We start from the raw sequence: 18,278 nt of genomic DNA, 5'->3' as shown, positions 1-18,278 counted from the left end.
TGCACCTCTTCAAACTTCGTGAGGGATTATGAATCCGCTGTTATTCACCCCGCGCCGTCGCATCGCGGCCGCGCTCTGGCTTTCTTTAGGCGTCGCCGGCGTCGCGCTGGCGCAACCGCAGCCGCCGTTGGCGGAACGCGCGCCGAAAGCGCTGACGGCGCACGGCGAGACGCGCACCGACGATTACTACTGGCTGCGCGACGATAGCCGAAAAGAGCCGAAGGTGCTGGACTACCTGAAGGCGGAGAACCGCTACACCGAGCAGATGATGGCGCCGTACCAGAAGCTGCGCGCCACGCTGTATCAGGAGATGCTGGGTCGCGTGAACCCTGACGATCGTTCGGTGCCGTATCAGCTCAACGGTTATCGCTATCAGGAAAGCTACGCTGCCGGTAAAGATTTCGCGCGGTATCAGCGCCAGGCGCTCACCGCCGACGCGCCGTGGCAAACCTTGCTGGACGCCAATCAGCGCGCGGCCGGCCATGCGTATTATCGTCTGGGGGCGATGGACGTCAGCCTGGACAACCGCCGCCTGGCAGTGGCCGAGGATCTGCAGGGCCGCCGCCAATACCGCATCTCCCTGCGCGAGATAGACAGCGAACGCTGGTCGCCGGAAACGCTGGAAAACACCTCCGGCAACATGGTGTGGGCCAACGACAACCAAACCCTGTTCTACGTGCGCAACCACCCGCAAACGCTGTTGCCATATCAGGTCTACCGCCATCGGTACGGTACGCCGACCGCGGAAGATAAGCTGGTGTACCAGGAAAACGATCCGGCGTTCTACCTCAGCCTCGGCCGCTCGTCCTCGCGCGATTACCTGATTCTGACCATCAGCGGCAACACCACCTCCGAAGTGCGCCTGATCGACGCCAACCAGCCGCAGCGCGAGCCGCAGCTGTTCGCCGCCCGGCAGAACGGCCGCGAGTATTACCTCGATCACTACCGGGGCGAGTTCTACCTGCGCTCCAACCATCAGGATCCGAACTTTGGCCTGTACCACACGGCGGCGGCGGGCAAACCGTGGCAGACGCTGATCGCACCGCAGGCGCAGCACGAGGTGGAAAGCTTCAGCCTGTTCCGCGATTGGCTGGTGGTGCAGGAGCGCGCCAACGGGCTGGTGCAGCTGCGGCAAATCAGCTGGGACGGCAAAACCGAGCGCGCCATCCCGTTCGATGATGCCAGCTACATGGCCTGGCTGGGCTATAACCCCGAGCCGGACAGCGATCGCTTGCGCTACGGCTATTCGGCGATGACCACGCCGACCCGCACCTATGAGTGGGACCTGAACAAGGGCGAGCGCACCCTGCTGAAACAGCAGGAGGTGAAAGGCGTCGATCCCAGCTTGTATCACAGCGAGCGCATCTGGGTCACGGCGCGCGACGGCGTGAAGGTGCCGGTCTCGCTGGTGTACCGCACATCGCTGTTCAAAAACGGGCATAACCCGCTGCTGGTATATGGCTATGGCGCTTACGGCATGAGCATGGATCCGGCGTTCAGCGCCAACCGCATCAGCCTGCTGGATCGCGGCTTCGTCTATGCGCTGATCCACGTGCGCGGCGGCGGCGAGCTGGGGCAGAGCTGGTACAAACAGGGCAAGCTGACGCACAAACCGAACAGCTTCAACGACTTCATCGACGCCACCCAGGCGCTGATCAAAGACGGCTACGGCCAACCGGGGCGCATCTACGCCATGGGCGGCAGCGCCGGCGGCTTGCTGATGGGGGCGGTGATCAATCAGGCGCCGCAGCTGTACAACGCGGTGGTGGCGCAGGTGCCGTTCGTCGACGTGGTGACCACCATGCTGGACGACAGCATTCCGCTCACCACCGGGGAATACGAGGAGTGGGGCAACCCGCACCAGCCGGCCGCCTATGCGCTGATGAAGTCCTACAGCCCGTACGACAACGTGCGTAAGCAACGTTACCCGAACCTGTTGGTCACCAGCGGTCTGTACGACTCGCAGGTGCAGTATTGGGAACCGGCCAAATGGGTGGCGAAGCTGCGGCGCTTCAAGCAGGGCGATTCGTTGCTGCTGCTCTCCACCGACATGACCGCCGGCCACGGCGGCAAATCGGGTCGCCTGGCGCGGCTGGAAAACGGCGCGCTGGAGTACGCCTTTATTTTGGCGGCGGACCGGCAGGCGCAGAAATAATCTTTAGCGCCGCAGCACGCTGCGGCGCAATAAAACAATAACAACCTTTTACCGCGCTTTCGGCGGGCTTTTTGCTGGGCATTGTCGGCCATCAAACCTTATTGGCTATTTCTGGGGATATATGAAAATCAAAATGATAGCGAGCCTGATCGGCGCGGGACTGGCGCTGTACGGGCAGGCTGCGGCCGCGCAGGAACAGGCGGAAAATAATAAAGGCAGCGTGGCGTTCAGCCCGCTCAACGTCTCGGCGGCCGACAGCGGCAAGAGCAGCGAAAAAGACGCGTTGGCGAGGCCAGGCGCGTTCAGCTCGCGCGATGAAAACAAGAATCTGGAGTCGGTGGACAGCATTCTGCGCAGCATGCCGGGCACCTATACCCAGATCGATCCCGGCCAGGGATCGGTCAGCGTCAATATCCGTGGCCTGAGCGGCTTTGGCCGGGTCAACACCATGGTCGACGGCATCACGCAAAACTACTACGGCAACTCGCCGAGCGACGCAGCGCACGGGGGATTGCCCACCAGCCAGTTCGGGGCGCTGATCGATCCTAACTTTATCGTCGGCGTCGACGTGGCGCGCGGCAACGCCACCGGATCCGCTGGGGTGAACGCCTTGGCGGGCAGCGCCAACTTCCGCACCATCGGCGTGGATGACGTGGTATTTTCCGACAACCCGTTCGGCGTGCGCACCAAATTCTCGGTGGGCAATAACGGCATCGGCCGCAGCGGCATGATCGCCGTGGGCGCCAAAACCGCCGCCTTTGCCGACGGCGGCAGCCTGGGGGCGATGGCGGCGATCAGCGGCAGTTCCATCACCTCCAACTACAAAAACGGCGCCGGTTTCGACAGCGAGATGTTCAACGTCGATAAGACCTACCGCCAGAATCCGAAATCCCAGCTGTTCAAGGTGGACATCAAGCCGGATGCCTTCAACAGCATCGAACTGTCGGCGCGCAGCTACCAGAATAAAATCACCCGCCGCCACATCGACAGCGACGATTTCTACCTTAAATACCACTATGCGCCGTTCTCGGAGCTGATCGATTTCAACCTGACCGCCAGCACCAGCCGCGGCAAGCAGCAGTTCATGTCCGACAACATGGCGGGATTCAGCGACAGCACGGCGAAAAACATCTCCGATGCGCTGGATATCAACAACACCAGCCGTTTCAGCCTGCAGGACGTCGATTTCGCTTTCAGCTACGGCGGCAAGCTGGTGCGCAACGAGTATAAGAAAAAGGCCTCTGGCTTGGTGACGGATGACAATCAGGCGGAAAGCATGCCGGTGGGAATGTCGGGCAAGCAGGATATCTCCAGCCTGTACAGCGGGTTGCAGGCCAACTACGGCATCTGGCAGGGGAATTTCGATCTGAACTACACCGCCTATCGCCTCTCCGGCTATAAGCCGGCCTGTGACGAGCGAGTAGAGTGCTTCCCGCAGGGCGCTGGCACTATTAGCCGTAACGAACACGGCTTCAACCCGTCGGTCATGCTGTCGGCGCAGGTGACGCCGTGGCTGCAGCCGTTCGTCAGCTACAGCAAGTCGATGCGCGGGCCGAATATCCAGGAGGTGTTCTTCGCCAACAGCGGCGGCCAGTCGATGAACCCGTTCCTCAAGGGCGAAAAAGCGGAGACCTGGCAGGGCGGGTTCAACGCCAATGCTCACGATCTGTTGTTCAAGCAGGACAGCTTCCAACTGAAAGCGGTCTATTTTGAAACCAGGATCAAAAACTACATTTCCAGCCAATCCTACCTGGTGTGTAAAAATCGCCAGAAGTGCAACCGTTCGCAGGCGACGCAGGAAGAGTGGGATGACGCGGACGTCAACGTCAGCATGACCATGTACAGCAACGCCCCCGAACCGGTCAAAATGCGCGGGGTGGAGCTTGAAGCGCTGTACGACGCCGGTTTCGCCTTCACCAAGCTGTCGTTAAGCAAGGAGCATACCTCCCAGCCGACCAACCAGGCCAGCAACGTATTCGGCGCGGGCGATATCAGCGAGCTGCCGGAGTTCTACTTCACGCTGGACAGCGGGGTGCGCCTGCTGGACGAGAAACTGACGCTGGGCGGGGTGGTGAAATATACCGGCAAATCGGTGCGCCTGTCGCCGGACTCTGATTACGATGAGAATGAGCAGTTGCTGAAAGAGCCGGCGCCGCATATTCCGACCATTATCGATCTGTACGGCACCTATCAGGTGAATCGCAATCTGCTGCTGAAGCTCAGCGTGCAAAACCTGATGGACAAGGACTACTCGGACGCGCTGAACAAGATGAACTCGCTGCCGTCTCAGTCGCAGTATGAGACGCCGACCAACACTGCCCGTGGACGCACCTATATCTTCGGCGGGGAGGTGCGCTTCTAAACCGCAGCGGAGCAGGGCGCAGTCACTGCGCCCGTTTCGCCTGCAGCAGCCATTTATCCAGCTCGTTGGCGAACTGCTGGCGGTCGCGCTGGTTCAGGGCGTTCGGGCCGCCGGTCTGAATGCCGCTGGCGCGCAGGGTATCCATAAAATCGCGCATGTTGAGGCGCTCGCGGATGGTGTCCGGCGTATAGCGTTCGCCGCGCGGGTTCAGCGCCACCGCGCCTTTCTCAATCACCTCCGCTGCCAGCGGAATGTCGGCGGTGATCACCAGATCGCCCGCTTCGCAGCGGCGCACGATCTCGTTATCGGCCACGTCGAAGCCGGCCGCCACCTGCAGCGAACGGATGTACTTCGACGGCGGCGTGCGCAGCGGTTGGTTCGCCACCAGCGTCACGGTGATGGCGGTGCGATCGGCGGCGCGGAACAGCACTTCCTTGATCACGTTCGGACAGGCGTCCGCATCGACCCAAATCTGCATCATTTCGTCTCCCGCAGCCAGTCGCGCACCGGCAGGAAATCGCGCGCCAGCGCCGCTTCCGGGCTGTCGGCGTCCGGCTGGTAGTTATATTCCCAACGCACCAACGGCGGCATCGACATCAGGATGGACTCGGTGCGCCCGCCGGTTTGTAGCCCGAACAGCGTGCCGCGATCCCACACCAGGTTGAACTCCACATAGCGGCCGCGGCGATACAGCTGGAACTGGCGCTCGCGCTCGCCCCAGGTCAAGGCCTTGCGTTTTTCGACGATCGGCAGGTAGGCGTCGAGGAAGCCCTGGCCCACCGCGCGGGTGAAGGCGAAACAATGGTCGAAATCCGGGGTGTTAAGATCGTCGTAGAACAGGCCGCCGATGCCGCGCGCTTCGTTGCGATGCTTGATGAAAAAGTAATCGTCGCACCACTGTTTATATTTGGGGTAGACCTCGTCGCCGAACGGCGCGCACAGCTCGGCCGCGGTGCGGTGCCAGTGCACGGCATCCTCTGCGAAACCGTAGAACGGCGTCAGGTCAAAACCGCCGCCGAACCACCACACCGGCGCTTCGCCCGGCTTTTCAGCGATGAAAAAGCGTACGTTGGCGTGGCTGGTGGGCACGTAGGGGCTGAGCGGATGGATAACCAGGGAGACGCCCATCGCCTGGAAGCTGCGCCCGGCCAGTTCCGGACGGTGCGCGGTCGCCGAGGCCGGCAGGGTGGCGCCGGAGACGTGCGAGAAGTTGACCCCCGCCTGTTCGAACACCGCGCCGTTGGTCAGCACGCGGCTGCGGCCACCGCCGCCTTCTTCACGCGTCCATTGGTCTTCGGTGAACACGGCGCCGCCATCGGCCTGGGCGAGCTGCGCGCAGATATGATCCTGCAGCGCCAGCAGGAAGGATTTTACTTCAGCGATGTTAGGTAAACTCATGCGGGGTCTTTATAGCGTCTGGCTGAACAAGGCGCTGAGTATACTCTTATTCGCCGCCCGCGGCATCAGCGGGGTTTGCGTTGGTGTGCGTCGAAGTAGTCGAAGAAGTTGACGATGCCGTCCGCGATGGCGCGGGCGATTTTCTCGCGAAACGCGGTGGTGCCCAGCAGCCGTTCTTCGTTCGGGTTGGTGATGAACGAGGTTTCTACCAGCACCGAGGGAATGGACGGGGATTTCAACACCGCGAACGCCGCCTGTTCGGTGCTGTCGCTGTGCAGATGGTGTACCGGACGAATTTGGCCGAGCACGTGGCGGCCGAGCGTCAGGCTGTTGTTGATGGTGTCGGTTTGCACCAGATCGAACAGCACCTGCTGCAGGTAGTTGTCCTGATCCTTGTATTTGCCACCCGCTACGTCGTCGGCGGCGTTTTCACGGTTGGACAGGTAGCGCGCCATGGCGCTGCTGGCGCCGCGGTTGGAGAGGGCGAATACCGAAGCGCCGGAGGCCGACGGGCTGGTAAAACCGTCGGCGTGAATGGAAATGAACAGATCGGCCTGGTGCTGGTGGGCGATCTCCACCCGCTGGAACAGCGGAATGAATTCGTCTTCTTCGCGCGTCAGGCGCGCCTCGATGTGATCGTGCTCATGCAGGAAACGGCGCACGTGGTTGGCGATTTCCAGCACGATGTGTTTTTCCTGCGAACCTTCGTGGCCGACCGCGCCGGAGTCGATGCCGCCGTGGCCGGGATCGATCATCACCCGCTTTTTGCCGCCGGCCGGTTTCGCCGCCGGTTTGCTGTGCTGATTGCGCAGCATGCCTTCCGCCTTGGCGCTTGGGTTTTTCACGCCGAACAGTGCTACTGCCAGGCCGGAAAGCAACAGTTGGCGTCGCGTCGGGGAAACGGCAAGCGGCTTAAAATTGAGGAATTGTTTACCCTGCTTTTTCATTACGCAACGCTCCATCGACGATTCTATTTCGCGACGTTATATCGTATTGATAATCATTAATCGACCCGATAACTATTTCCATTTATTACGCCTGTTACCGGCGATTTCGGGGCAAATAGCGCGGTAAATCGCAGTTTGATATTGCGTAAGTGAATAATCACGCGATAATCAGATAAACACCTTAATTAACAGCGGCCAACATCGATGGAAATTCGCGTATTTCGACAAGACGACTTTGAAGAAGTCATTACCCTGTGGGAGCGCTGCGATCTGCTGCGGCCCTGGAACGATCCGGAAATGGACATCGAGCGCAAGCTGAACCACGATCCTGAGCTGTTCCTGGTGGCGGAAGTCGGCGGCGAAGTGGTCGGTTCGGTGATGGGCGGCTATGACGGCCACCGCGGCTCGGCGTATTACCTCGGGGTGCATCCCGACTATCGTGGGCGCGGCATCGCCAATGCGTTGATCAACCGTCTGGAGAAGAAGCTGATCGCTCGCGGCTGCCCGAAGATCCAGATTATGGTGCGCGAAGACAACGACACGGTGGTCGAGATGTACGAGAAGCTCGGCTACGAGATCCAGGGCATCACCAGCCTGGGCAAGCGGCTGATCGAAGATCAGGAATATTGATCGAGCGGCGGGCGGCGGCGTTGCCCCGCCCGCCGCAACGCATTACGGCAGCTTTTTGACGGTTTTCACGTCCACTTCGACGCTGCTCCAGTCTTTATCCACTTTGCCTTCCAGCTGCACCTTGTCTTTCGGCGTGACGGTTTGGCCGTTCCAGCGTTTGCGATCGATCTCGACCGTCAGCGTGCCGGTGGCGTCGCGGAAGGTGTAGGTATCGTCGCCGATGCGCTGCTCGATGTTGCCTTGCAGCATCACCCAGGTGTCGTCGCTCAGCGATTTCACCTTGTCCACGGTGGTCAGCGCCGCGCTGGGGCCGGAGAAACCACCTTGTGCGGTGGTTTGCGTTTGAGCCTGCGGCGCGGCCGGATCGAGGAACCCGCCTTGTTGCGCCAGTACCGGTGCGCTGCACAGCGCGATCAGAGCGGCCAGAGTCAGTTTTTTCATGTTGCGCTTCCTTATCGTTATCGAAAATCACATCCCGCTGATATCGGGTGCTTGCTAAGTGATAAGGATTAAAACACACCGATCTTAAGAGCTTCTTAAGCCGACGCATTGAAATTCCCATCGCCGGCGCCCATCTGTAGCCATAGTCTTTAGTCTTTATTCTGTTGGCAAGGAACGAGCGTTGAAGCCATTCTCACCCCGGTTTTCCCCGGACGATTACGATCAGCACGGCGCGCTGCGGCTGCCGCTGGGATTTTGGGCCGTGCTGATTTTGCAGGCGCGCACCTGGCTGTTGTTCGTGATGGCCGGCGCTTCGCGCGAGCAGGGCGAAAGCTTGTTGGCGTTGTTTTATCCGGATACCCAACGCTTTTGGTACGGCATGCTGCTCGGTCTGCCGGCGGCGCTGGCGTTTTTGCTGAGCGGCCGTCGCCACCAATGGCCGCGGCTGTGGCGCGGTTGGCGCTGGGGGCTGGCTGTCTCGCTGCTGGCGTCGTTCGGCGGCTCGCTGTTCAGCCTGTGGCGCCAGGACGGCGATGCGCCGGGGCTGGAGCTGACGTTGGCGCTGCTCGACGCGCTGGCGCTGAGCTATCTGCTGCTGAACACGCGTCTGAAAGCCTGTTTCGCGCCGGCGGAGCGCGTCGACTAATTGCCGAGAAGTGCGGCACTTTTCGCATTTTCCGCACTCCAAGCTGGCAACCGTTGGCGTAGTGCGGGCCGTTGTGAGAGGCTGGCACGCAGCAAAACGCCGAGTGCGGCAGGAGCGGGTGACCCGCCCCGTGCCATTGATGTCTAAGGAGCTAGAGATGAATATTCGCCCCCTGTTGTTAGGGCTTCCGCTGTTACTGACCGGCTGTTCGAGCATGTCCAATTTCTCCTGGTCCAGCCTGTCGCCGTTCAACTGGTTCGGCAGCAGCCTGGAAGTCGGCGCCAAGGGCGTCGGCAAGCTCAACGCCGGCACGCCGATGTCGGAAAGCGCCATCAACGACGGGCTGGACGGCAACTACCGCCTGCGTGGCGGCATGGCGACCAACAACGGCCAGATCGTCTCTTATTATCAGGCGCTGTCCGGCGACGAGGTGAAGCTGGTGATCACCGGCGAACCGAAAGGGCGCCTGCAGCGGGTGGACGTGCTGGATCCGAAAGTGGCGACGGAGTGGGGCAACAAGCTCGGCACGCCGTTCGGCGACATGTACAGCAAGGCGTTCGGCTCCTGTAAGCCGGGCAGCGGCGAAGACGCCGGTAAAGTGGAGTGCGTGGCGGAGCAGAGCAAATACGTCACCTACATCTTCAGCGGCAAGTGGGCCGGCGCGCAGGATATCATCCCGCCGGACGACACCCTGAAAAGCTGGACGGTCAGCAAAATCATTTGGCACGCCAAGCCGCAGCAGTAACGCGTTCAACGGGCGCCGGTTCCCGGCGCCTGCTTGTCCAAATCATTACCCCTATTTTCTTTGCGCTGCTGCAAGGCAATCGCCTGTGCTTGCGGTATGATAGCGCGCGTTTGTAACAGGGACCCCGCGCGTCAACCGCCATACCTTACCTGTTGCCGGATTCTGGTATTGAGGATAACAACATGACACAGGTTCAGAGCGGCATTCTGCTGGAGCACTGCCGTTTCGCCATTTTTATGGAAGCCAGCGTACAGGGCGAATTCGCCGATTTGCGCCAGGGCTGCAAACAGTTTTGTCAGACGCTGAGCGAGCTGCAGCAGCAGTTCCCCGATGCGCGCCTCGGCGCGGTGATCGCTTTCGGTTACGACGTCTGGCACGATCTCTCCAGCGGCCAGGGCGCGAAAGAGCTGAAGCCGTTCACGCCGCTCGGCAAAGGGCTGGCGCCGGCCACCCAGCGCGATATGCTGATCCACATCCAGTCGCTGCGCCACGACGTCAACTTCACGCTGGCGCAGGCCGCGCTGGCGGCGTTCGGCAACGTCATCAAGATTGAGGAAGAAACCCACGGTTTCCGTTGGGTGGAAGAGCGCGATCTGAGCGGCTTCATCGACGGCACCGAAAACCCGCAGGGCGACCAACGCCCGGCAGTGGCGACGATCGCCGAAGGTGAAGAGGACGCTGGCGGCAGCTACGTGCTGGTGCAACGCTACGAGCACAACCTGCGCCAGTGGCAGCGCTTTACCACCGAGCAACAGGAGCAGATCATCGGCCGCACCAAGCACGACAGCGAAGAGCTGCCGGCGGATCAGCGCCCGGATACCTCTCACGTCAGCCGCGTCGATCTGAAAGAGAACGGCAAAGGCCTGAAAATTCTGCGCCAGAGCCTGCCTTACGGCACCGCCAGCGGCAAGCACGGCCTGTTCTTCATCGCCTATTGCGCGCGCCTGCACAATATCGAGCAGCAACTGTTGAGCATGTTCGGCGATCTGGACGGCAAACGCGACGCGATGCTGCGTTTCAGCCGTGCGGTCACCGGCAGCTACTACTTTGCGCCATCGCTGACGCGCTTGCTGTCACTTTGACGCCGTTGCCGAAGCCGGCGCGTCCGGCTTCGGTCTGTTTTCCCGCCCCAAAACGCCTCGCATTTCCTGCCTTATAGCGTTTGATGCTTGTAAATCACTAAACGGTATATAAAAGCGTTACAGCTCCGCACCGAGTTATAAATACACTGGTCGTCAATAAGGCGAAAGCCTGAAGGAATGACTCAGTGATAAGGTGCAGAATGAAACAAAACCGGGTTAAAAATCTCGTGCTGAAAGGTTGGCTGGCGGCTGCGCTGTTGGCGAGCGGCGCCGTGTCGGCGGCGGAATTGCTGAACAGCTCTTATGACGTTTCCCGTGAATTGTTCGTCGCGCTGAATCCCGGCTTTGAACAGCAGTGGAACCAGCAGCATCCGAATGACAAGCTGACCATCAAACAATCGCACGCCGGCTCGTCGAAGCAGGCGTTGGCGATCCTGCAGGGCCTGCGCGCCGACGTGGTGACCTACAACCAGGTCACCGACGTACAGATCCTGCACGATCGCGGGCAGCTGATCCCGGCGGACTGGCAGTCGCGTCTGCCGAACAACAGCTCGCCGTTCTATTCCACCATGGCGTTTCTGGTGCGCAAGGACAACCCGAAGGGTATCCACACCTGGAACGATCTGGTGCGTGACGACGTGAAGCTGGTGTTCCCGAACCCGAAAACCTCCGGCAACGGCCGTTACACCTATCTGGCCGCCTGGGGCGCCGCCAGCCAGGCCGACGGCAACGATGCGGCCAAGACCCGCGCCTTCATGACCCGTTTCCTGAAAAACGTGTTGGTGTTCGATACCGGCGGCCGCGGCGCGACCACCACCTTCGTCGAGCGCGGTTTGGGCGACGTGCTGATCAGCTTCGAGTCCGAAGTGAACAACATCCGCAAGCAATACGGTGAAGACAAGTACGAAGTGATCGTGCCGCCGGTCGATATTCTGGCGGAGTTCCCGGTGGCCTGGGTCGACAAAAACGTCGCGCGCAACGGCACCGAACAGGCGGCCAAAGCCTATCTGAACTATCTCTACAGCCCGGCGGCGCAGCAGGTGATCACCAGTTTCTACTACCGCGTGTATGACCAGAAAGCGATGGCGGCGGCCAAGGGGCAATTCCCGGACACCCAACTGTTCCGCGTGGAAGATCAATTCGGCGGCTGGCCGCAGGTGATGAAAACCCACTTCGCCACCGGCGGCGAGCTGGATCAGCTGTTAGCGGCAGGGCGCAAGTAAATGTTGGCGTTGTCGTCCAGTAAGCGGGTGCTGCCCGGATTTGGCCTCAGCCTCGGCAGCAGCTTGTTTTATACCTGTTTGATTCTGCTGCTGCCGCTCAGTGCGCTGGTGATGCAGCTGGCGCAGATGAGCCTGGCGCAATATTGGGAAGTGATTTCCAACCCGCAGGTGGTGGCGGCGTATAAAGTGACGCTGCTGGCGGCCGCTGTCGCCAGCCTGTTCAATGCGGTGTTCGGCATGCTGATGGCCTGGATCCTGACGCGCTACCGCTTTCCCGGCCGTTCGCTGCTGGATGGCCTGATCGACCTGCCGTTCGCGCTGCCGACGGCGGTAGCCGGCCTGACGCTGGCCGGTCTGTTTTCCACCACGGGCTGGTACGGGCAGTGGCTGGCGCACTTCGACATCAAGGTCACCTTCACCTGGCTTGGGATCGCGGTGGCGATGGCGTTCACCAGCCTGCCGTTTGTGGTGCGCACCGTGCAGCCGGTGCTGGAAGAGTTAGGGCCGGAGTACGAAGAGGCGGCCGAGACGCTGGGCGCCACGCGCTGGCAGAGTTTTCGCCGCGTCGTGCTGCCTGAAGTGGCGCCGGCGCTGCTGGCCGGCACCGCAATTTCCTTTACCCGCAGTCTGGGCGAGTTCGGGGCGGTGATTTTCATCGCCGGCAACATCGCCTGGAAGACGGAAGTGACCTCGCTGATGATTTTTGTGCGTTTGCAGGAGTTCGATTACCCGGCGGCCAGCGCCATCGCCTCGGTGATCCTGGCGGCGTCGCTGCTGCTGCTGTTCAGCATTAACGTATTGCAAAGCCGCTTCGGCAGACGTTTGGGAGGAGGGCACTGATGGCTGATATTTCCGCCTTCAACGGCGCCGAGCGCCCGCGCGTTAACTGGGGCAAGTGGACGCTGATCGCCATCGGCACGCTGTTCTCGGCGCTGCTGCTGGTGGTGCCGATGATATCGATTTTCGCCGAGGCCTTTTCCAAAGGGTTCGGCGCGATGTGGAGCAACTTGCTCGATCCGGACATGCTGCACGCCATTTGGCTGACGGTCTTGATCGCGCTGATCACCGTGCCGTTCAACCTGGTGTTCGGCACGTTGCTGGCGTGGCTGGTGACGCGCTTCACCTTCCCCGGCCGCCAGCTGTTGCTGACGCTGATCGATATCCCGTTCGCCGTTTCACCGGTGGTGGCGGGGCTGATTTACCTGCTGTTTTACGGCAGCAACGGCCTGCTGGGCGGCTGGCTGGATGCGCATAACATCCAGATCATGTTCTCCTGGCCGGGCATGGTGCTGGTGACCATTTTCGTCACCTGCCCCTTCGTGGTGCGCGAGCTGGTGCCGATGATGCTCAGCCAGGGCAGCCAGGAAGACGAGGCCGCGATTCTGCTGGGGGCGTCCGGCTGGCAGATGTTCCGCCGCGTGACGCTGCCCAACATTCGCTGGGCGCTGCTGTATGGCGTGGTGCTGACCAACGCGCGCGCCATCGGCGAGTTCGGCGCGGTGTCGGTGGTGTCTGGTTCGATTCGCGGCGAAACCTACAGCCTGCCGCTGCAGGTCGAGCTGTTGCAGCAGGATTACAACACCGTCGGCTCCTTTACCGCCGCCGCCCTGTTGACCCTGATGGCGATCGTTACCCTATTTTTGAAGAGCGCGCTGCAGTGGCGTCTGGAACGTCAAAACGCGCGTCTCGAGCGGGAGGAAAATCATGAGCATTGAGATTAACGGCATCAACAAGTACTTCGGTCGCACCAAGGTATTGAACGATATCTCGCTCGATATTGCTTCCGGCGAGATGGTGGCGCTGCTCGGGCCGTCCGGTTCCGGCAAGACCACGCTGCTGCGGATCATCGCCGGGCTGGAAAGCCAGAGCGGCGGCAAGCTGGGCTTCCACGGCACCGACGTCAGCCACATGCACGCGCGCGACAGGCGCGTGGGCTTCGTGTTTCAGCACTATGCGCTGTTCCGCCACATGACGGTGTTCGACAACATCGCCTTCGGCCTGACCGTGCTGCCGCGCCGCGAGCGCCCGAATGCCGCGGCGATCAAACAGAAAGTCACTCAGCTGCTGGAAATGGTGCAGCTGGGCCACCTGGCTACCCGTTATCCGTCTCAGCTGTCCGGCGGCCAGAAACAGCGCGTGGCGCTGGCGCGCGCCCTGGCGGTGGAACCGCAGATTCTGCTGCTGGATGAACCGTTCGGTGCGCTGGATGCGCAGGTGCGCAAAGAGCTGCGCCGCTGGCTGCGTCAGCTGCATGAAGAGCTGAAATTCACCAGCGTGTTCGTCACCCACGATCAGGAAGAGGCGATGGAAGTGGCCGACCGCATCGTGGTGATGAGCCAGGGCAATATCGAACAGGTCGGGTCGCCGGTCGACATCATGCGCGAACCGGCGAGCCGCTTTGTGCTGGAATTCATGGGGGAAGTGAACCGCCTGAACGGCGAAATTCGCGGCTCCCAGCTGTTCGTCGGCGCGCACCAGTGGCCGTTGTCGTTCCAGCCGATGCACCAGGGCAGCGTCGATCTGTTCCTGCGCCCGTGGGAAATGGAAGTGGCGACCGAAAGCAGCGAACGTTGCCCGCTGCCGGTTCAGGTGCTGGAAGTCAGTCCGCGTGGCCATTTCTGGCAGCTGACGGTGCAGCCGATCGGCTGGCACCAGGAACCGATCAGCGTGGTGCTGCCGGAAGGCAACGCCACGCCGGTGCGCGGCGGCCGTTATTACGTCGGCAGCCTCAATGCGCGGCTGTATGCCGGCGATCAACTGCTGCAACCTGTTGCGTTAGCCAAAAGCGCCTGATAGGTTTTAGCAGCCCTTTATTCAAGGCAACCCCAGGGTTGCCTTTTTACTTTACGCACACCAACACAGGCAAAGATCGTGACAACGCTCGAACAATGCATCGGGAATACCCCGCTGGTAAAACTGCAACGGCTGGCCGCCCAGGCGGGCAGCGAGGTATGGGTCAAACTGGAAGGCAATAACCCGGCGGGATCGGTGAAGGATCGCGCCGCGTTGGCGATGATTCAGCAGGCGGAGCTGCGCGGTGAGATCAAGCCCGGCGATGTGCTGATTGAGGCCACCAGCGGCAACACCGGCATTGCGTTGGCGATGATCGCTGCATTGAAAGGCTATACGCTGAAGCTGCTGATGCCGGAGAACATGAGCCTGGAGCGGCAGGCGGCGATGCGTGCCTACGGTGCGGAACTGATCCTGGTCAGCCGTGAGCAGGGAATGGAAGGGGCGCGCGATCTGGCGCTGGAGATGCAGCGCCAGGGGCAGGGTAAAGTGTTAGATCAGTTCAACAACCTGGACAATCCCTACGCCCATTTCACTACCACCGGCCCGGAGATTTGGCGCCAAACCGAAGGGCGCATCACGCATTTCGTTTCCAGCATGGGCACCACCGGCACCATTACCGGCGTGGGCGGTTACCTGAAAAGCCAGAATCCGCAGGTGCAGATCATCGGCCTGCAGCCGGCGGAGGGCAGCAGTATCCCCGGCATTCGCCGCTGGGCGCCCGCTTACCTGCCGGGTATTTTCCGCCCGGAGCTGGTGGATCAGGTGCTGGATATCGAACAGGGCGATGCCGAGCAGACCATGCGCCAGCTGGCGCAGCGTGAAGGCATCTTCTGCGGCGTCAGCTCCGGCGGCGCGGTGGTCGGCGCCTTGCGCGTCGCCGCGGCTCACCCCGGCAGCGTGGTGGTGGCGATCGTCTGCGATCGCGGCGATCGCTACCTTTCTACCGGCGTGTTCGGCTGAGCGCGCCCTCCCGGCGGTGTGTTCCGTCGGGAAAACCTTTCCTCCTTTCCTTTCGACAGACGGCAGCCCCGCTTGCGGCGGCTGCCGCTTGCCCGTGCGACAATGCCATGACTGAAGTAGAGAAATCGCGCGACAGCGGCCACAATAACGGTGACGAGACGCCAAGAGCGATGTGTAAGGATTGAGTAAAACCGGCTGCGGACCGGCGAAATTGGCGGGAAAATAACGAAAATCGGTGAAGGAGCAAGGCATGAAAATTTTACTGGTCGACGATGACCTGGAGCTTGGCACCATGCTGAGCGAATACCTGACGGGCGAAGGTTTCGACGCCACGCTGGTGCTGACCGGCAAGGCGGGGGTAGAGGGCGCGCTGTCGGGCGACTATACCGCGATGATCCTCGACATCATGCTGCCGGATATGAGCGGCATCGACGTGCTGCGCGACGTGCGCAAAAAGAGCCGGCTGCCGATCATCATGCTGACCGCCAAAGGTGACAACATCGATCGGGTGATTGGTTTGGAGATGGGCGCCGACGATTACATGCCCAAACCCTGCTATCCGCGCGAATTGGTGGCGCGTTTGCGCGCGGTGCTGCGCCGTTTCGAAGAACGGCCGCAAGAAGTGGACGACGAGGCCGCCATCAGCGTTGGCGAGCTGACGTTAAACCCTTCAACCCGCAGCAGCGAATGGCGCGGCAAGGCGTTCGATCTGACCGCTTCGGAATTCAATCTGTTGGAGCTGTTGCTGCGCGCGCCGGACCGCGTGGTGTCGAAGGACGAATTGTCCGAGAAGGGGCTGGGGCGCCCGCGTGAAGCCTATGACCGCAGCGTGGATGTGCATATCAGCAATATCCGCCAGAAGCTGAGCGCGTTGGCCGGCAATACGCTGAGCATCGAAACGGTGCGCAGTATCGGCTATCGCATCCGGTAACCTGACATGCGCGGAAGACTGTTCTGGAAAATTTTGCTCGGCTTTTGGCTGACCTTTCTCATCATGACGCAGGCCCTGTGGGTGGCGTTTTCTCTTTATGGCGATCGCTATGTGCCGCCGGAGAACGCCATGGCGCGGCGGGCGATCGGCCTGCAGCTGACCTCCGCCGCCACCCAATTGCGCAGCGGCGGCATGCCGGCGCTGGAAGCGCTGATGCGCGATTGGCCCGAGGACGACAGGCGTCTGCTGTCGGTAACGCCGATGACCCAACCGCCGCCGCCCGCGCCGGAAGAACCGCTGTTTGAAGGGCGGCGGATGCCGAAAGCGATTTCCGCCTGGGTGCAGACCGGGGAAGGGCAGGGATACTGGCTGAGTTATAACGTGCGCGGGCTGCGGGAAGAGTATCGGCCGGAGCGGCGTTCCCATTTCTTCAACATTCCTGCGCCGATGTTGTGGGTCGGCGGGCTGGGCGGTTTGCTGTTCAGCGCCGTATTGGCCTGGAACCTGACCCGGCCGATGCGTCAGCTGCGCGGCGGCCTGGATCGGGTGGCGCAGGGCGATCTGTCGGTGCGGCTGTTCCCGAAAATGCGGCGCCGTCATGACGAGCTGTCCGACGTGGCGCGCGATTTCGACACCATGGCCGAACGCTTGGAGCTGCTGGTCAGCGCCCGCGAACAGCTGTTGCACGATGTCTCGCACGAGCTGCGTTCACCGCTGGCGCGCCTGCAGCTGGCGATCGGCCTGGCGCGGCAAAACGCCGGCAACGTCGAAACCTCGCTCAAGCGCATCGAACATGAGTCGGGGCGGCTGGACAAAATGATCGGCGAGCTGCTGGCGCTGTCGCGCACCGAACACAGCAGCCTGCCGGACGAGGAGTACTTCGATCTGTACGGCCTGGTGGATGCGGTGGTGAGCGATGCGCGCTACGAGGCGCAGGTGCCCGGCGTGGAGATCGTGCTGCAGGCCGAGTCGGACGTGGAGTATACCGTCAAGGGCAATGCGGAGCTGATGCGGCGCGCGGTGGACAACATCGTGCGCAATGCGCTGCGCTTTTCCAGCCAGGGCCAGCGGGTGACGGTAGCGCTGTCGCGCATCGACAACCAGTTCCAGCTCGCCGTCAGCGATCAGGGGCCGGGCGTGGAGGAGTCGAAACTGTCGAGCATCTTCGATCCATTCGTGCGCGTGAAGTCGGCGCAGTCGGGCAAGGGCTACGGCCTGGGGCTGGCGATTACCCGCAAGGTGGTATTGGCGCACGGTGGCCAGGTTGAGGCGCGCAACGGCGACAGAGAGGGGCTGGTCATTACCCTGCGTATCCCGCGCTGGTCGTCATAACGTAGCGAGATTGGGATACGACGAAGGGGATAAAAAAAACGGCGCCGAGGGCGCCGTTTATCTTGCTCATTCGCGATTACTTCTTGATGCGGATGATCGGGGTTTCGCCAACGGTTACGCTGCCGGACAGTTTGATCAGCTCTTTGATCTCGTCCATGTTGGAGATAACGACCGGCGTCAGGGTAGACTTGGCTTTCTCTTCCAGCAGTGGCAGGTTGAACTCGATAACGACGTCACCTTTCTTGACGCGCTGACCTTCTTCGGCGATGCGTTTGAAGCCTTCGCCTTTCAGTTCTACGGTATCGATGCCGAAGTGGACGAACAGCTCAATGCCGCTGTCGGATTCGATAGAGAATGCATGGTTGGTTTCGAAAATCTTACCGATGGTGCCGTCAACCGGAGCAACCATTTTGTTGCCGGCCGGTTTGATGGCGATACCGTCGCCAACGATTTTTTCAGCGAACACTACGTCCGGCACATCTTCGATATTGACGATTTCGCCAGAAAGGGGAGCGACGATCTCGATAGTGCCCGTGTCTTTCTTGTCATCAGAAACCAGAGATTTCAGTTTATCGAACAAACCCATGATCTTCTCCTAAGCATTAAATTGGGCGGCGTTCCAGTGTCGTGGAA

18 protein-coding genes are annotated in these 18,278 nt (G+C 61.2%); 13 read left to right on the top strand and 5 right to left on the bottom strand.

The genetic code is table 11. The annotated features are described in order from the left end of the window. Positions 1–28 precede the first annotated feature (28 nt). Together HWW83_RS10750 and HWW83_RS10745 are read left to right on the top strand one after the other, a co-directional pair. Positions 29–2,155: a S9 family peptidase gene (locus HWW83_RS10750; RefSeq protein WP_176589283.1), complete on the top strand. Its 2,127-nt coding sequence runs from the start codon at positions 29–31 to the stop codon at positions 2,153–2,155. 121 nt (positions 2,156–2,276) lie between these two features. Further along, on the top strand, positions 2,277–4,517 hold the full coding sequence (locus tag HWW83_RS10745) for a TonB-dependent receptor domain-containing protein (RefSeq protein WP_033643973.1): 2,241 nt from the start codon (positions 2,277–2,279) through the stop codon (positions 4,515–4,517). A gap of 22 nt (positions 4,518–4,539) precedes the next feature. Here HWW83_RS10745 and HWW83_RS10740 read toward each other — a convergent pair whose 3' ends face one another. From HWW83_RS10740 to amiA, 3 genes are all read right to left on the bottom strand, one after another. Beyond that, positions 4,540–4,995, bottom strand: coding sequence for a YaiI/YqxD family protein (locus HWW83_RS10740; RefSeq protein ID WP_004936514.1), 456 nt, complete (start codon positions 4,993–4,995; stop codon positions 4,540–4,542). Next, on the bottom strand, positions 4,995–5,915 hold the full coding sequence (hemF, locus tag HWW83_RS10735; protein WP_069100654.1) for an oxygen-dependent coproporphyrinogen oxidase: 921 nt from the start codon (positions 5,913–5,915) through the stop codon (positions 4,995–4,997). The genes HWW83_RS10740 and hemF overlap by 1 nt, the downstream gene beginning before the upstream one ends. 65 nt (positions 5,916–5,980) lie before the next feature. Next, the gene (gene amiA, locus HWW83_RS10730; protein WP_033652564.1) at positions 5,981–6,862 is read right to left on the bottom strand and encodes an N-acetylmuramoyl-L-alanine amidase AmiA; all 882 of its coding nucleotides are present in this window, start codon (positions 6,860–6,862) and stop codon (positions 5,981–5,983) included. A 204-nt stretch (positions 6,863–7,066) separates the two neighbouring features. Here amiA and HWW83_RS10725 point away from each other — a divergent pair, with 204 nt between their 5' ends. Next, entirely contained in the window at positions 7,067–7,492 is a 426-nt protein-coding gene (locus HWW83_RS10725; protein WP_004936504.1) for a GNAT family acetyltransferase, read from the top strand. 42 nt (positions 7,493–7,534) lie between these two features. On the opposite strand, the gene HWW83_RS10720 is transcribed toward HWW83_RS10725, so the two are convergent. Further along, on the bottom strand, positions 7,535–7,933 hold the full coding sequence (locus tag HWW83_RS10720) for a YgiW/YdeI family stress tolerance OB fold protein (protein ID WP_016926776.1): 399 nt from the start codon (positions 7,931–7,933) through the stop codon (positions 7,535–7,537). 181 nt (positions 7,934–8,114) lie between these two features. Here HWW83_RS10720 and HWW83_RS10715 point away from each other — a divergent pair, with 181 nt between their 5' ends. From HWW83_RS10715 to HWW83_RS10670, 10 genes are all read left to right on the top strand, one after another. Beyond that, a complete protein-coding gene (locus HWW83_RS10715) occupies positions 8,115–8,579 on the top strand; it encodes a DUF2919 domain-containing protein (protein ID WP_176589282.1) in 465 nt (154 codons plus the stop codon). Positions 8,580–8,736: 157 nt separating this feature from the next. Then, positions 8,737–9,324, top strand: a complete 588-nt coding sequence (locus HWW83_RS10710; RefSeq protein WP_004936494.1) for an RpoE-regulated lipoprotein — start codon at positions 8,737–8,739, stop codon at positions 9,322–9,324. A gap of 182 nt (positions 9,325–9,506) precedes the next feature. Then, a complete protein-coding gene (locus HWW83_RS10705; RefSeq protein WP_004936493.1) occupies positions 9,507–10,406 on the top strand; it encodes a Dyp-type peroxidase in 900 nt (299 codons plus the stop codon). Positions 10,407–10,606: 200 nt separating this feature from the next. Next, complete coding sequence (locus HWW83_RS10700) at positions 10,607–11,629, top strand: sulfate ABC transporter substrate-binding protein (RefSeq protein WP_046687591.1); 1,023 nt, start codon at positions 10,607–10,609, stop codon at positions 11,627–11,629. Continuing rightward, positions 11,630–12,469: a sulfate/thiosulfate ABC transporter permease CysT gene (gene cysT, locus HWW83_RS10695; protein WP_033652561.1), complete on the top strand. Its 840-nt coding sequence runs from the start codon at positions 11,630–11,632 to the stop codon at positions 12,467–12,469. Continuing rightward, positions 12,469–13,344, top strand: coding sequence for a sulfate/thiosulfate ABC transporter permease CysW (gene cysW / locus HWW83_RS10690; protein ID WP_079450335.1), 876 nt, complete (start codon positions 12,469–12,471; stop codon positions 13,342–13,344). The genes cysT and cysW overlap by 1 nt, the downstream gene beginning before the upstream one ends. Further along, positions 13,334–14,422 carry a sulfate/thiosulfate ABC transporter ATP-binding protein CysA gene (gene cysA / locus HWW83_RS10685; protein WP_069100651.1) on the top strand — a complete coding sequence of 363 codons (1,089 nt, stop codon included), beginning with the start codon at positions 13,334–13,336 and terminating at the stop codon, positions 14,420–14,422. The genes cysW and cysA overlap by 11 nt, the downstream gene beginning before the upstream one ends. 78 nt (positions 14,423–14,500) lie before the next feature. Beyond that, positions 14,501–15,382 carry a cysteine synthase CysM gene (gene cysM, locus HWW83_RS10680; protein WP_176589281.1) on the top strand — a complete coding sequence of 294 codons (882 nt, stop codon included), beginning with the start codon at positions 14,501–14,503 and terminating at the stop codon, positions 15,380–15,382. A gap of 250 nt (positions 15,383–15,632) precedes the next feature. Continuing rightward, positions 15,633–16,313 carry a response regulator transcription factor gene (locus HWW83_RS10675; RefSeq protein ID WP_089195041.1) on the top strand — a complete coding sequence of 227 codons (681 nt, stop codon included), beginning with the start codon at positions 15,633–15,635 and terminating at the stop codon, positions 16,311–16,313. Positions 16,314–16,319: 6 nt separating this feature from the next. After that, positions 16,320–17,645, top strand: coding sequence for an ATP-binding protein (locus HWW83_RS10670; RefSeq protein ID WP_042785155.1), 1,326 nt, complete (start codon positions 16,320–16,322; stop codon positions 17,643–17,645). Between the two features lie 76 nt (positions 17,646–17,721). On the opposite strand, the gene crr is transcribed toward HWW83_RS10670, so the two are convergent. Then, positions 17,722–18,231: a PTS glucose transporter subunit IIA gene (crr, locus tag HWW83_RS10665; protein ID WP_004936467.1), complete on the bottom strand. Its 510-nt coding sequence runs from the start codon at positions 18,229–18,231 to the stop codon at positions 17,722–17,724. Positions 18,232–18,278: the final 47 nt, after the last annotated feature.

The organism is Serratia ureilytica, assembly GCF_013375155.1.
In the GTDB taxonomy this organism is placed as follows: Bacteria; Pseudomonadota; Gammaproteobacteria; order Enterobacterales; family Enterobacteriaceae; genus Serratia; species Serratia ureilytica.
Note: the sequence above shows the minus strand (reverse complement) of the source record. Positions and strands in the feature narration are given on the sequence as shown.